General features: G+C 69.0%; 12 protein-coding genes. 7 read left to right on the top strand and 5 right to left on the bottom strand.

The window, feature by feature from the left end:
• Positions 1–28 precede the first annotated feature (28 nt).
• The 4 genes from ACIHAX_RS28945 to ACIHAX_RS28930 form a co-directional block, all read right to left on the bottom strand.
• Entirely contained in the window at positions 29–1,315 is a 1,287-nt protein-coding gene (locus ACIHAX_RS28945; RefSeq protein ID WP_397280686.1) for a VWA domain-containing protein, read from the bottom strand.
• Between the two features lie 124 nt (positions 1,316–1,439).
• Positions 1,440–2,339: a glucosyl-3-phosphoglycerate synthase gene (locus ACIHAX_RS28940; protein ID WP_364427595.1), complete on the bottom strand. Its 900-nt coding sequence runs from the start codon at positions 2,337–2,339 to the stop codon at positions 1,440–1,442.
• Positions 2,336–3,976 carry an MFS transporter gene (locus ACIHAX_RS28935; protein WP_364427592.1) on the bottom strand — a complete coding sequence of 547 codons (1,641 nt, stop codon included), beginning with the start codon at positions 3,974–3,976 and terminating at the stop codon, positions 2,336–2,338. Before ACIHAX_RS28935 ends, ACIHAX_RS28940 begins: the two co-directional genes overlap by 4 nt.
• Entirely contained in the window at positions 3,973–5,394 is a 1,422-nt protein-coding gene (locus ACIHAX_RS28930; RefSeq protein WP_397280683.1) for a condensation domain-containing protein, read from the bottom strand. The genes ACIHAX_RS28935 and ACIHAX_RS28930 overlap by 4 nt, the downstream gene beginning before the upstream one ends.
• 235 nt (positions 5,395–5,629) lie before the next feature.
• Between ACIHAX_RS28930 and ACIHAX_RS28925 the strand changes: the two genes are divergently transcribed.
• On the top strand, positions 5,630–6,691 hold the full coding sequence (locus ACIHAX_RS28925; protein ID WP_397280681.1) for an alpha/beta hydrolase: 1,062 nt from the start codon (positions 5,630–5,632) through the stop codon (positions 6,689–6,691).
• Between the two features lie 18 nt (positions 6,692–6,709).
• On the opposite strand, the gene ACIHAX_RS28920 is transcribed toward ACIHAX_RS28925, so the two are convergent.
• Positions 6,710–8,170, bottom strand: coding sequence for an SDR family oxidoreductase (locus tag ACIHAX_RS28920; RefSeq protein ID WP_364427586.1), 1,461 nt, complete (start codon positions 8,168–8,170; stop codon positions 6,710–6,712).
• Between the two features lie 147 nt (positions 8,171–8,317).
• On the opposite strand from ACIHAX_RS28920, the gene ACIHAX_RS28915 reads away from it, so the two are divergent.
• From ACIHAX_RS28915 to ACIHAX_RS28890, 6 genes are all read left to right on the top strand, one after another.
• The gene (locus tag ACIHAX_RS28915) at positions 8,318–9,457 is read left to right on the top strand and encodes an AI-2E family transporter (protein ID WP_355072682.1); all 1,140 of its coding nucleotides are present in this window, start codon (positions 8,318–8,320) and stop codon (positions 9,455–9,457) included.
• A gap of 81 nt (positions 9,458–9,538) precedes the next feature.
• Entirely contained in the window at positions 9,539–10,054 is a 516-nt protein-coding gene (locus ACIHAX_RS28910; RefSeq protein WP_355072680.1) for an OsmC family protein, read from the top strand.
• Between the two features lie 48 nt (positions 10,055–10,102).
• Positions 10,103–11,398: a bifunctional o-acetylhomoserine/o-acetylserine sulfhydrylase gene (locus ACIHAX_RS28905; protein WP_355072679.1), complete on the top strand. Its 1,296-nt coding sequence runs from the start codon at positions 10,103–10,105 to the stop codon at positions 11,396–11,398.
• Positions 11,399–12,072: 674 nt separating this feature from the next.
• Positions 12,073–12,900, top strand: coding sequence for a hypothetical protein (locus tag ACIHAX_RS28900; protein ID WP_379252936.1), 828 nt, complete (start codon positions 12,073–12,075; stop codon positions 12,898–12,900).
• A gap of 202 nt (positions 12,901–13,102) precedes the next feature.
• A complete protein-coding gene (locus tag ACIHAX_RS28895) occupies positions 13,103–13,276 on the top strand; it encodes a CsbD family protein (protein WP_355072675.1) in 174 nt (57 codons plus the stop codon).
• Positions 13,277–13,482: 206 nt separating this feature from the next.
• On the top strand, positions 13,483–14,196 hold the full coding sequence (locus tag ACIHAX_RS28890; RefSeq protein ID WP_355072674.1) for a GntR family transcriptional regulator: 714 nt from the start codon (positions 13,483–13,485) through the stop codon (positions 14,194–14,196).

Here is a 14,196-nt window from a genome sequence, read left to right as displayed (position 1 = left end):
GCGCGGTGAGCAGGGCAGGTTCGCGCTGTCAGCGCAGAATGCCCGCGTTTCGCGCTGCGCGCAGCCAGTCCGGGAACTCCCCGAGCAAACGGGCGTAGAGCTGCGCGTCGTCGACCTGATCGATGTCGTCGAGGGCGAAGAAACCCGCGTTGTCGACCGCCCGGTCGGACAATTCGTCCAGAGCGCGCAGCAGACCGTAGTTGGCGCGACCGAGCCCGACGAACTGCCAGAAGGCGGGCAACCGCGCGGCTTCGCGCATGAGCGCCGTGATCTCGCGCTTCTTGGCGAAGCCGCCGTCGGTGAAGAACAACACGAGCGTGGGACGGCCACCAGGGCGCAACGAGTCGATAATGTCGCGCATGACCGGCAGTTCGTCGTTGCGGCCGCCGAGCCGGTCGTAATCGATGTCGCCGTGGGTTCCGCCGAGATGCAGATAGGTCCGGGCCCAGTCGTCACCGTGCTCGACGGTGATGTCGGGCAGCTTGGCGAACGAGAGGGCGTACAGGTACGCCTCCAAGGTGCCGTCGTCGTCGAGCTGGGTGGCCACCGGAATCATCCGCTGCACGACGCGGTGCACCACCTGATCGCGGTACTGCCGTTGCATGCTGCCGGTCTTGTCGATGACCAGCACGACGCGGGCACGGATGCCGAAAGCGTCCTTGTCGATGAGGACCTTCGCGACCTCACGCTTGCGCAGGTCCAGTTTCGCGCGCTTTTCGAAGGAGAGCTTCGCCTCGCCGGGAACGGTGAACACCTCCGCCGCCGGGGCGAGATTCGCCACCGGCCGATCCGGAGAAGGAACGTTCGCACCGGCGGGTTCCTCGTCCACACTCACCCCGTGATCGGTGACCAGCGCGGCGAACCCACCCGCATAGCCTTGCCCGACCGCACGCACCTTCCACGTCCCCTGGCGGCGGTACAGCTCGAGCGCGATCACCACGGATTCGCTGCTCAACCCTTCTATGCGGTACTCGTACAGAACGTTTCCCGCGGCGTCGGCGACCGTGGCGACCGGCGGCGCGAACCGGCCGAAGGTCTGCGCCGGATCGTCGAGTGTGAGCACCGCACGCAACTGGGCGATGTCCGCGGGCAGATCACCCAGCGAAACCGACAGCACTCCGGGCGTTCCCGCCGCCAGCGAGACACCGGGCGCGCTGGGCTGGTTGAAGAACACGAAATCCGCGTCGGATCGCACGCGCCCCACTTCGGTCACCATTAGCGCCGACACGTCGACCGCCGCCTCGGTGCGCACCGACACCAGTACGTGAGCCAGGTCCAGCACACCGTTCTGACCCTTGACCAATGCCGCGCCCATCGAAGCTCCCAGCCGTCGTCACTCCGCAATCGTCACCGGGATCAGGGTAAGGCCGGCCCGGGCCGGATGCGGAGTGTTCGCCGCGGCGATACCGGTTCACCCGCCGCAGAATTCGCCATCGCCGTCAGCGGATACCGGTGCCGCTCAGCGTGGCCATCGGCGGGCGATCGGCCGCGGGCGCCGCGCCCGGCACCGCATGCCAGCTCGAGCCGTCCGGGAGATACTGCGTCAGCGGGACGCCCGAATCGGGGATTCCGAACCGGTCGAGCAGCGTCGCGATCACCTGCCTGCTCATCTCGGCCAATTCGTGCAGCGGCCGATTGCGATGCACGCGGGCGCCGAGATCGACCTGCCCGATGGCGCCGGCCCCGTGCCTGCGCCAGGTGTCGATCAGGATGCCGATCTCGACGCCGTAGGCAGGTGCGAACGGCAACGACCGCAGCAGTTCCCGGGTGGCCGCGTACTCGCCGCCCAGCGGCTGGCGCAACTCGGCCAGCTCCGGCGCGAGCGCGGTGAGCAGCGGCCGGGCCACGAGTTGGGTGACGCGTCCGCCGCCGTCGGGAGCGTCGCCGAACGGCCGGCGGTAGAACCCTTTCACCAACCGCAGTCGGTCGTCGGACAGCAGTGGCGCGAGCAGCGACGGCACGAACCGCGGGTCGGGAGCGACGAGATCCGCGTCGACGAACACGATGAGATCACCGGACGCCACCGCCAGCGACCGCCACAGCACCTCCCCTTTGCCCGGACACGGCGGCACGGCGGGCAGCGCTTGCTCGCGGGAATAGACGGTCGCGCCCGCCGCTCGGGCGCGGGCGGCGGTCCGGTCGGTGGAGCCGGAATCGAGCACGATCAGCTCGTCGACCAAGGTGCCGACCAGGTCACGGATCGAGCCCACCACATCCGCGACGGTGTCCTCCTCGTTCAGAGCGGGAACGACCACCGAGACGGTGCGGTGCCGCTTGCGTTCGAGTAGCTCGTCGTGCGACCACGCGCGGTCGTAGTGCACGACGCCGGTTGCCGTCACCGTGGCTCCCCGTTCCGCGACGGCAGCGCGAGACTGAGCACGACGAGCACCAGCGCGATCGCCGCGACCATCCACAGCACAGTGACGCAGGCGGCGAGGAAGGTGTGCGCGGCGGCGATCTGTCCGGCCACGTCGGCCCCCGCGCCGGGACAGGTGTGCGCGTCGAGGTGCGGGGTCGGCGAACGCAGCGCCGATTCGGCGCAGTCGGCGAACGACGTGACGACACCGTCGCGCTGGGCGGTCGTCGCCGGAGAGTTCGTCAGCGATGCCGCCAGAACGGCTTTCGCATGACCGACGCCGAGGTCGGTGTCGGCGTCGACCCGGCGGAAGAACAGCGCGCCGAGTACCGCCACGCCCAGCGAACTGCCGATCTGCTGCACGGTCGGCACCGTTCCGGACGCCGAACCGGTCGCCCGTTCCGCGACGCCCGCCATCATGGCCGCGGGCAGCGGCGCGGCGAACAGCCCCATCCCGGCTCCGGCGGCGAAGACCGGTACGGCGAGCCGCCCCAGATCGATCGCCGCGTCCTCGGGGTCGACGGTCAGCGCGATGACCACGATGGCGACCGCGAACACCAGCACCCCGAGGGTGAGCCCGCGACTGCCGAGCCGCGCCACCAGGATCGGCGAGGTGAGCGCGCCACACGCGCCGCCGAGCGCGAAGGGCAGCACCAGGATTCCGGTTCGCAAGGCGGTGAATCCCAAGCCGGATTGCGCCATCACCGACACGGTGAACAAGAACGCGGCGAAGATCCCGAAGAACAGCAGCGTGAGCACGGAGCCGACCGCGAAACCCCGGTCCGCGAAGAGATCGATCCGCAGCAGCGGGCTTTCCCCGGCCCGCAGCCGCCTGCGCTGATGCCAGACGAATACGACGAGCAGCCCGAGCCCGGCGCCGAGCAGCCCGAACAGCTGTAGGGGCCAGCGTTGTTCCCGTCCGGCCGCGAGCGGATACAGCAGGGCGACCAGTCCGCTGCTCGCCAGCAGCGCGCCGGCGACATCCAGCCGTTCCCTGGTCGGGGGCCTGCCGACGTGCAGATGCCGGTGCGCCAGCAGCAACCCCAGGACGCACAGCGGCACGTTCAGCAGGAAGATCGCGCGCCAGCCCAGGCCGAACGGATCGGAAGCGATGACCGCGCCGCCGAGCAACGGCCCCACGATGGCCGCCAGACCGGCGGCCGCGCCGTAGAACCCGAAGGCCAACGGCTGCTTGCCCTTCGGGAACACCGCGCTGATGATGGCGATGACCTGCGCGGACATCGCCGCGGCGGACAGGCCCTGGACAGCGCGCGCCGCGATCAGCTCGCCGGGCAGGTGGGCCAGGCCGCACCACACCGAGGCCATGGTGAACGCCGCCATGGCGCCGAGGAAGACGCGCCGCCGCCCGATCGACTCCCCGATCCGCGCGGCGGTCATCAGTGTGCCCGCGAAGGCCAGGCTGTAGCCCGCCACGACGAACACCTGCGCCGAACCGGGCGCCGCCAGATCCTTGGCGATGCTCGGCAGCGCGGTGTTGACGATCGTCATGTCCAGCATCTGCATGAACACCGCGAGCAGGCACGCGCCCAGCGCGGCCCACTCCGGCGGGCCGACGACCACCGAAGGCGTGCCGGTGGCGATGCTCGCCCGCGTACTCATGGAAGGGCGCCGACCCGCACCGCGCGGTCGCCTTTCGCGGCGACGTCGGCCACGATCGCCTGCATGGCGGTGACGTAGCGCCCGATCGCCTCGTGCGCCTGCGGCGTGTCGGGGAACAGCAGGCTGAGGGTGGTGACGTCGGTGAACCTGTTGATCCAGATGTAGACCTCGCGCGAACTGCCGCGGTTGGCGAACATGCCGCCGTCGATCTTGTCGAACATCTCGACGCCCGCCATTTTGCGAATGTCCAGGTAGGACAGCATGCGCGCGTTCCAACCCGGCCGAGTGCGGATACCGAGTTCGGGCGGCGCCAGTTGCAGTGCCCGGTGCAAGGACACGTCGGTCAGGTCTTTGCCCTGGTCATATGCCTGCTGCGCCGCCGCTACCACGTCCGCGAAAGACTGCTCGGCGCCCACCGAGAAGGCCACCGGGATCAGATTCGTGTACCACCCGACCGATGCGGCCTCGCCGTCGGTGCGGCGCGTGTTCACCGGCGTGAGACCGAAATACCAGTCGCCACCCGCCAATTCGATCTCCGCGAGCGCGGCCGCGGCGAACAGTCCGCCGGTGAACCGGCCGTCGTGCGCCCGGCAGGCCTCCTCGAAGCGCAGCGCACCCGGTTCGTCGATGAGGACGGTGGTCACCTGCGCGCCCCGGACGTGCTGGTCTCCGTCGACCCACAGGTCCACCGGGAAACCGGGCACGTCACCGCCGTTGCGCCGCAGCAGATCCAGCCAGACGGAGATCCGCGGTGAGTCGGCGGTCAGCTCGGCGCTGTGGCGGCGCTCGCGCTCGCAGTACGCGATGTGGCCGGTCACCGGCGCGAGAGTCAGGCTGCCGCCGGACAATTCGCTGCCGTAGAGCGTCAGCAGGTCTACGCACGACAGTGCCTGTGCCACACCGTCGGTGTGCAGGTGATCCACTGCCGCGTACATCGTGAACGACTCCGCGTGCTCGATGACGCCGAAACTGAAGCAGTCCCAGTCCAGCGGGCCGGGCGTCTCGGCGAAGACGTGCGCTCGGATGGTGTCGCTTTCGCTGTGGACGCCGTGTTCGGTCGGCACCATCCGGATGTCCGCCGGGTCGAGTACCCGGCGCTCCACCCGGTCCTCCGGGGTGCGGACGAACCAGCTCCAGAACGTGTCGTGCCTGCGCAGGAAAGCGTCGACCGTGCGCGTGAGCGCGGCATGGTCCGGGACGCCGGGAATCGTGAACGCGAGCATGCACACCCGCGAAACGCGGAAGCCCGCATCGGCATTGCGGTATGTGGTGCGCAGGTATTCCTCCTGCTGATGTGACGGCGGCGCCGGATGCGCCGGGGCACGGCGCGCCGCGGCGAGCGATTCCGGTGCCGCGCGCCAACTGGTGAGCTTTCCCGCAGCGGGATGCCATTCGTCGATGAAACCGAAATTGACCACAGGTGTTCTCGATTCGTGCCGGCGAGGAGAAATCCTCGGCTGAACCCCCATGAAAGTTAACGACTTCGATCATCCGACGACCATGGGTAGCACGGAATCTTGTGACCACCACCAGCAGACGGCGCGGGCGGGTCGTCGAGTTTCCCAAGAATGCTCGCGAGCGCTTGCCGGGCATCGTGACCGCGCCCTACTTTCGCCACCACTACGGTGCACGAAGCAGGTTCGGAGGTCTTGCGTGCGGGCACGAACGACAGGCAGGCCAGGCGCGATCATCACCTCGATCGCCGTCGCGCTCGCGCTCGCCGCTACACCGCTGTCACCGGCCTGGCCTGCGGCGACAGCGGAACCTACGGCCCGGACACCGGACACGGTGACCGCGGATGACGCCCGAGTGGTCGGCATCGAGCCTGGCACCGGTCGGCTGACCGACGTGCGGATCCATTCCGCCGCTATGGGTACGACGATCCCGGTGAAAGTCATCCGCGCACCGGATAATTCGGCACCCGCGCCGACGCTGTATCTGCTCAACGGAGCCAGCGGCGGCTCGGAAGGAAGCAACTGGACCGATCGGACCGATATCGAGGATTTCTTCCGGGACAAACAAGTGAATGTCGTCGTGCCCATGGGCGGCGAGGGAAGTTATTTCGCGGATTGGCGGACGGACGATCCGGTGCTGGGCAGGCAACGCTGGACGACATTTCTCACCAGAGAACTGCCGCCGCTGATCGACGCCACTTTCGCCGGCAACGGCGCCAACGCCGTCGCCGGAATCTCCATGGCGGCCACCTCGGTATTCCAGCTCGCCCTCAACGCACCCGGGCTCTATCGAGCCGTCGGCTCCTACAGCGGATGCGTCCGCACCAGCGATCCGCAAGGCCAAGCCATGGTCGCCGCCGTCGTCACCCGCTGGCGCGGCAACGCCCTCAACATGTGGGGCCCGCCCACCGATCCCCGATGGGCCGCCAACGACCCGTACCTGCACGCGGATCAACTGCGCGGCACTGCCATCTACGTCTCCACCGGCACCGGCATGCCGGGACCGTTCGACCGGCCCGACGGGCCCGGCATCGACGGCAATCGCGACAAACTGGTCAGCCAGCTCGTCACCGGCGGTTTCCTGGAGGCGATCATCAACCAGTGCGCTCGCGACCTGAGCGATCGATTGCGTGCCTTGAACATCCCCGCGACGTTCGACTTCCGTCCCTCCGGCACGCACTCCTGGGGCTACTGGCAAGAGGACTTGCACAACTCGTGGCCGCTGATCGCCGCGGCGCTGGCGACCCCCGCCACCAGATAGCCGGGTGAGCGGGCCGCGTCACCGCGCGCGGGAAGATTCCGCGGCGCCGGTGATATTGCGCGCCATCCCGCCGAAGATGGCCGCGTGGAACGGCGCGATGGATTTCCAGTACAGATGCCCGGCCAGTCCGTGCGGTTCGAACACCGCGCACTGGCGGTAGGTGGCGCCCGGACCGTCCGGCTCGACCGCGAGCTCGAGCCACGCCCGTCCCGGTACCCGCATCTCGGCGCGCAGGCGCAGCATCCGAGGTCGTTCGATCCGCTCCACCCGCCACCAATCCAGCGCCTCCCCTTCGTGCAGCCGGTGTGGATCGCGGCGTCCACGGCCGAGACCGACGCCGCCGGCGAGCCGGTCGATCCAACCGCGCAGCGACCAGGCCAGCGGGAAGGAATACCAGCCGTGCTCGCCCCCGATAGCCTCGATCACCCGCCACAGCGTCGCGGGGTCGGCATCGGTGTGGCGTTCGCGCACGTCCCGGTACAGCGACCCGCCCGACCACGCCGGGTCGGTGGGCAGCGGGTCCGACGGCGCGCCCGGCGGATGGGCGTCCGACCACCTGGTCGGTACGTCCAGATCGCGAATCTTCTCCAGCGCCAACGCGACTGCTCTGCGGTAACCGGTCGGTCCGTCCGGTGGGTCCGGGATGAGGCCCGCGATCGCGTGGTCGCGGCAGACCACGTCGTTGATCAGCGACTCCATGAGCGGAACGGCGATCGCGCGCGGCACCGGGGTCACCAGATTCACCCACTGCGCCGACAACCACGGCGTCAGCACCGGCACCGGCACGATCAGCCGTCGCGGCAGCTGGGCCACTTCGGCGTAGGCGCGCATCATCTGTACGTAGGTCAGCACGTCCGGGCCGCCGATGTCGAACGCGCCGCCCGCGCCTTCGGGCAGCGTCGCCGCCCGCGTCAGGTAATACAGCACGTCACGCACCGCGATCGGCTGGATCCGGTTGCGCACCCAGCGCGGGGTGACCATCAGCGGCAGACGCTCGGTCAGATAGCGCAGCATCTCGAAACTGGCCGAGCCGGAACCGATGATCACCGCGGCCCGCAGCACCAGGGCGGGTACCGCGCCCGCCTGCAGGATCTCGCCGACCTCGGTGCGGGAGGCCAGGTGCCGCGACAGCCGCTGCGCACCCGGGACGATGCCGCCCAAGTAGACGATCCTGGTCAGCCTCGCGTGCGCCGCCTCGGCCGCGACCAGCGTGGCGGCCTCCCGGTCCACCGTGTCGAAGTCAGCGCGGGTCAGCGAATGGACCAGGTAGTACAGCACCTCCTGCCCCGCCAGCGCGCCGCGCACGTCGGCGGCCGAGGTCACGTCGCCCGCCACCACTTCGACGCGATCGCGCCAGGGGGCCTCGGCGAGCTTGCCGGGTGTGCGTGCCAGCACGCGAACCGAGTGACCCGCGCGTAGCAACTCCGGCACCAGCCGTCCGCCGATGTAGCCGGTCGCACCGAACACCACACACCGCACGGCAACCACCCTTCCGATGACCTGCTCAGGTGATGACCGGGGATGCCGGGGCCAAACAGCGACTCCAGTGCGCACAGAACCCGGAATCGACCGCGTCGCCTGATCACGAGTCCCGCTCGATCTCGTGGCGCGTGCCAGACTGGGCCGGTGAGCGAACGCAGCAAAAGCGACAAACCGGACGAACTCACGCCGCGTGATCGCGGTGATGTCATCGGTGTGGGCCTGCTGTGGCTGGCCAAGTGGGCGGTGTGCATCGTCGCGATCGCGGCGGGCGCGTGGGTGCTCGGCTTCCTGGTCGCCCGGCTGTGGGTAGTGATCCTGCCGGTGGCGCTGGCGATCGTGATCGCCACCGTGCTGTGGCCGCCGGTGCGCTGGCTCACCGCCCGCGGCTTGCCGCCCGCCGCGGCGGCCTCGCTCGCGGTGCTCGGTTTCCTCGGTGTGCTCGCCGGTGTCATCGCGCTGATCGTGCCCTCGGTGGTCGACCAGGTCCCGGAACTGGCCGACAAGGCGAGCGCGGGCGTCAACCAGGTGCGCGACTGGTTGCAGGGGCCGCCGTTGCGAATCCGCGAAGAGCAGTTGAATTCGGCGGTCGACGCCATCGTGTCCCGGTTGCAGTCGAGTTCCGCGCAGATCGCCACCGGCGTATTCAGCGGCGTGACCACCGCGACGTCGGCGCTGATCACCCTGTTCCTCGTGCTGGTACTGAGCTTCTTCTTCGTCAAGGACGGGCCGCGCTTCCTGCCCTGGCTGCACAGCGTCTCCGGCAGCCGCGGCGGCAGGCACCTGGAAGAGGTGCTCAGCCGGATCTGGGTCGTGCTCGGCGGGTTCATCCGGACCCAGGCGCTGGTCAGCCTGGTCGACGCGGTGCTCATCGGCGCCGGTCTGGTCATCCTCGGGGTACCGCTGGCGCTGGTGCTCGCGGTGATCACGTTCCTCGGCGGATTCGTGCCGATGGTCGGCGCGTTCGTCGCGGGCGCCCTGGCGGTGCTGGTCGCGCTGGTGGGCAACGGCTTCGTCACCGCGCTGATCGTGCTCGGCATCGTCGTGGCCGTACAGCAACTGGAGGGCAACGTGCTGCAACCGGTGTTGCAGAGCCGCAGCATGCAGTTGCACGCGGTCATCGTGCTGCTCGCGGTCACCGCGGGCGGCTCGCTCTACGGGATCGTCGGCGCGTTCCTGGCCGTGCCGGTCGTCGCGATCGCCGCGGTGGTCCTGCGTTACCTCGGCGAGCAGATCGACGCGGCCACCGCGCCACCGCCGGAACCGGAGAGCGAACCCGCGGACTGACGCAGTACCGCGCACCATCCTTGCACTCAGTCCGAATGTAACTATCGCCGTCGCCCCCTGCGGTTTCTAGCGTCAGTGGACATGACAACTGATGTGGGCACCCCGCTCAACGACATCGCCGACGCGACGGCGAAGGCGGTCGCCGACGACCCGGCGAACGCGCTGGTGGTGTTCCGTGCCTCCGGGACTCCGGAAGGGACAGTGGGCAGCGCGATCACGCTCGGTAGGCACACCGTGCGCGTGGACGAACCACCCGCGCTCGGCGGCGCGGACACCGCGCCCAATCCGGTCGAGGTGTACCTGGCGTCGCTCATCGCCTGTCAAGTGGTGACCTATCGGTTCTGGGCCCAGCGCCTCGGCATCACGATCGACGAACTGGCGGTGAGCGCCGAAGGCGATCTCGACGTGCGCGGGTTCTTCGGCTTGGATGAGAACGTTCGCCCCGGCTTCCAGGCGGTGCGGGTGACCGTCCGCCTCAGCGGGCCCGAGACCGAGCAGCGCTATGCCGAACTCCAGCAGGCCGTCGACGCACACTGCCCGGTACTGGATCTCACGACCGGGCGCACTCCGGTCGACACCAGGCTGATCACCGATTAGCCGCCGTCCCAACCAGCTCGATCACTCACCAGAAGGAGGACCTTCCCGATGACCGAACCCGACCTGTCGCAGGACTGGAGCTTCGAGACGAAGCAGATCCACGTCGGACAGATTCCGGACGGCACGACCAACGCCCGCGCCCTGCCGATCTACCAGACCACCTCCTACACCTTCCGCGACACCGCGCACGCGGCGGCGCTGTTCGGTCTGGCCGAGCCCGGCAACATCTACACCCGGATCATGAACCCGACCCAGGACGCGGTGGAGCAGCGCATCGCCGCCCTGGAAGGCGGCGTGGCCGCTCTGCTGCTGGCCTCCGGGCAGGCCGCGGAGACCTTCGCGATCCTCAACATCGCCGGAGCGGGCGACCACATCGTGTCCAGCCCCCGGCTCTACGGCGGCACCTACAACCTCTTCCACTACTCGCTGCCCAAGCTCGGCATCGAGGTCTCGTTCGTCGACGACCCCGACGACCTCGAGCAGTGGAAAGCCGCCATCCGCCCGAACACCAAGGCGCTGTACGGCGAAACGATCTCCAACCCGCAGAACCACATCCTCGACATCCCGGGGATCGCGGGCGTCGCCCACGACAACGGTGTGCCGTTGATCGTGGACAACACCGTCGCCACGCCGTACCTGATCCAGCCGCTGGCCCATGGCGCCGACATCGTCGTGCACTCGGCCACCAAGTACCTCGGCGGACACGGCGCGGCCATCGCGGGCGTGATCGTGGACGGCGGCAAGTTCGACTGGACCGGCGGCCGCTTCCCCGGCTTCACCGAACCCGACCCGAGCTACCACGGTGTCGTGTACGCCGAACTCGGCGCGCCCGCCTACGCGTTGAAGGCGCGCGTGCAACTGCTGCGCGACCTCGGCTCGGCGGTCTCGCCGTTCAACGCGTTCCTGATCAGCCAGGGCCTGGAGACGCTGAGTCTGCGGGTGGAGCGGCACGTGCAGAACGCGCAGGCGGTGGCCGAATTCCTCACCACCCGTTCGGAAGTCACCTCGGTGTCCTACGCGGGCCTGCCGTCGTCGCCGTGGTACGAGCGCGGCCGCGCCCTCGCCCCGAAGGGCACCGGCGCGGTGATCGGCTTCGAGCTGGCGGGCGGCGTGGACGCGGGCAAGCGGTTCGTCGAGGCGCTGCGCCTGCACAGCCACGTGGCCAACATCGGCGACGTCCGCTCGCTGGTGATCCACCCGGCCTCCACCACCCACTCGCAACTGACGCCGGAAGAGCAACTGGCCGCGGGCGTCACCCCCGGCCTGGTCCGACTCGCGGTCGGCATCGAGGGAATCGACGACATCCTCGCCGACCTGCGCGCCGGATTCGACGCGGCATCCTGACGCGTTGGCCCCGCCGGGTGTGCCCGGCGGGGATCGGGTGGTCAACTCCTCCCGCACGGGAGCCGCACACCCGCCTTGGGCGCGCTGCTAACCGCGAAAAACATTGCGCGCAAACTCGCTGGAGTCCGCGAACGCAGCCCCTCCTCAGCACCCCGTACACGGTCACCGTACATGCCCAGGACCAGTAGCCAGACTGCTTCAACGTGCTCGATACCCGAGTGTCGATGTCACTGCGGGGCGCTTCGACCGCTTTGTCGGATGCCTGGGCCGCTTCGCGGAACTTGGCCGCGAAGAAGCGCATCCGCTCCGAGGTGAGGTAGCCGTCGCGGAGTGTCGTGCTGACCAGTTCGCCGACCACCTCGAACGCCCCCACATGACGGGGATCGGATGGGCTCTTGATCAGGCCGCTGCGTGGCTCGGAGCCCACACAGCGGGGCATGGCCCCGTTTCGGGGGTGGTTTCCCTGATTTCGGTTGAAGAAAACCGGCAGTCGCGCAGTCGCGATCGGTTGACCACAGCGACAGGACTATTCGGCGCTGTCACGCGGATTCGATTGGCAGGGGCGCGTTTCGCCGCAATGGAAAATAATTCGAACTTCCGCGCATCCGTGGGGCTTTCTGAATCGAACTAGAAGGGTAGGTACATGTCCTCTTCAGAATGAGGTGGGTAAGTCCATGGGCATAGCAGTACCCGAAATCGAAACTCCAGCACACCCGTTCTTCCGCCGCGCCGCCACTCTGGTCGTCGCGGGCGCCATTCCGTTGTCCTTGGTCGGCGCCGCCGCGACCGCCACCGCCGACCCGCTGTTGCCGCAGATCTCCGTCCAGATCCCGTTCGCCCCGGCGCCCGGCCCTGGCCTCATCACCCCGGCGGCCGATCCCGCGGACCCCGGAGCCTTTCCGCCCGAGGCTTTTCCGCCCGCGCCCCCGGTTTCCGCGGGCCGCAACGACCTGAGCGTCAACCGGCCGATGCCGGATCCGAACCTGCTCGCGCCGGTCGAGCCGCAGCGGCTGCACCTGCCCAACCCCGCCGCCCCGGCTCCCGCGGTCGCGCCGATCGAGGCGCCGCCCGGCACGCTGCGCGTGGGTTCGGTGGTGATCGGCCGCCCGGACTTCATGACTCCCGAGCAGGGCAAGATGTTCAACGACGCGATCGCGGGCCCGGAAGCAGGCATCGCGCAGACCCTGGATTCGGCGGGCTTCGATCCGTCGCGTTCCGACCGCATCGCCGCCGACCTGATCGGCTCCACCGCCATCGGCGCCTCGGCGGGCAGCATGGTGGCCGCGCCGGTCGCCTCGATCGGAGCGGTCATCGGCGCCATCTGCGGCGCCATCGCGGGCCTGCCGATGTTTCCGACCGGGACGGTGGCCGTCATGGCCTTCGGCGCCGCCATCGGTTATGGATTCGTCGCCTCCCCTGCCATCGCCGTCGGTGCGGCCCTCGGCGCGGGTGTCGGTGTGCTGCAAGGCCTTCTGACACCGCCCACGGTTCCGGCCGCGTAATTCCCGGCGCGCCGGAGACCGCACGCAGCATGCGGATTCGGCGGCGATTTCGAATACGCACGATTTCCGCGAAGACCCGGTTGCCCGCCGGGTCTTCCGCTTTTTACGAGGAATGGCCGATGTTTGGCCGCCCGATTACGGGCTACTGCCGAGAAGACCGGCTGAAGATGGCCGGCCGGTCGCTTCAAAGGGAGGTTGTGACATGAGCGCAGTCGACAAGGCGAAGAACAAGACCGATAAAGTCGCTGGTCAGGCCAAAGAAAAGCTCGGAGAGGCCAAGGGTGACCGGGGGAAGCGCGACGAAGGCCGCACCGACCAGATCAAGTCCGACCTGAAGGACGCCGGCGAGAAGGTCAAGGACGCCTTCCGGCACTGACCGCTGCACGTGCGCTATCGGACGTTGTCCGTGCCTGGCGCCGCGCACGGCCGTAGCGAACGCGTGGTAGCACCGCGCACGGCCGAGCGAAAGCGGAGGCAGATAGGTCGTAGGCGGATGGCCGCATGAAGCGGGCATCCGCCTTGCTTTCCAGGAACTGGTCCAACCAGTTGACCTGTTGACCGCCATACGCGAGACTCGGTGACATGGAATTCGCCGCGGTCGCCCGCACCGCCGTCTCCGATACGGTCTTCGGCCAGATCATCGACGCCATCCTGAGCGGCAAACTCGCCCCCGAGGCGACGCTCCCCTCCGAGCGCGAGCTGGCCGAGATGTTCCAGGTGAACCGCCACGCCGTCCGCGAAGCGCTCAAGCGCGTACAGCAGAGCGGGCTGGTCCGCGTCACGCCCGGTGGCAAGACCCGGGTTCTCGACTGGCGCTCGCACGCGGGCCTGGACATCCTGACCGCGCTCACTCGCTCCGGCGCGGTACCGGCCAGACGGATCCTGCACGACATCGCGGTGATGCGGCGTTCGGTCGCCGCCGACGCGGCCCGGTTGTGCGCCGAGCACGCCGACGCCGACCAACTGGCGACGGTGCAACGCGCCGCCGCGGCCTATCCGGACGCCACCGCCCCGTTCGGCGCCGTGGTCGATGCCGATCTGGCGTTCTGGGTGGCGATCCTGGACGGCTCCGGCAATCTCGCCTACCGGCTGGCGTTGAACACCCTGGTCTCCGGCTATTTCGGGATCGGGATGGAAGTCGTCGCCGAACTGGGCCTGAACAAGGAATACATCGATCCCGGCGCCCATCGCGCGCTCGCGGAACACATTGCCCGCCGCGATTCGGCCGCGGCCTACGACACCGCCTACGCCCTGCTCACCCGCCTGGTGGACGCCCAAGCAGCACCGAAAGATTGA

This window comes from Nocardia sp. NPDC051929 (genome assembly GCF_044548645.1).
In the GTDB taxonomy this organism is placed as follows: Bacteria; Actinomycetota; Actinomycetes; order Mycobacteriales; family Mycobacteriaceae; genus Nocardia; species Nocardia sichangensis.
Note: the sequence above shows the minus strand (reverse complement) of the source record. Positions and strands in the feature narration are given on the sequence as shown.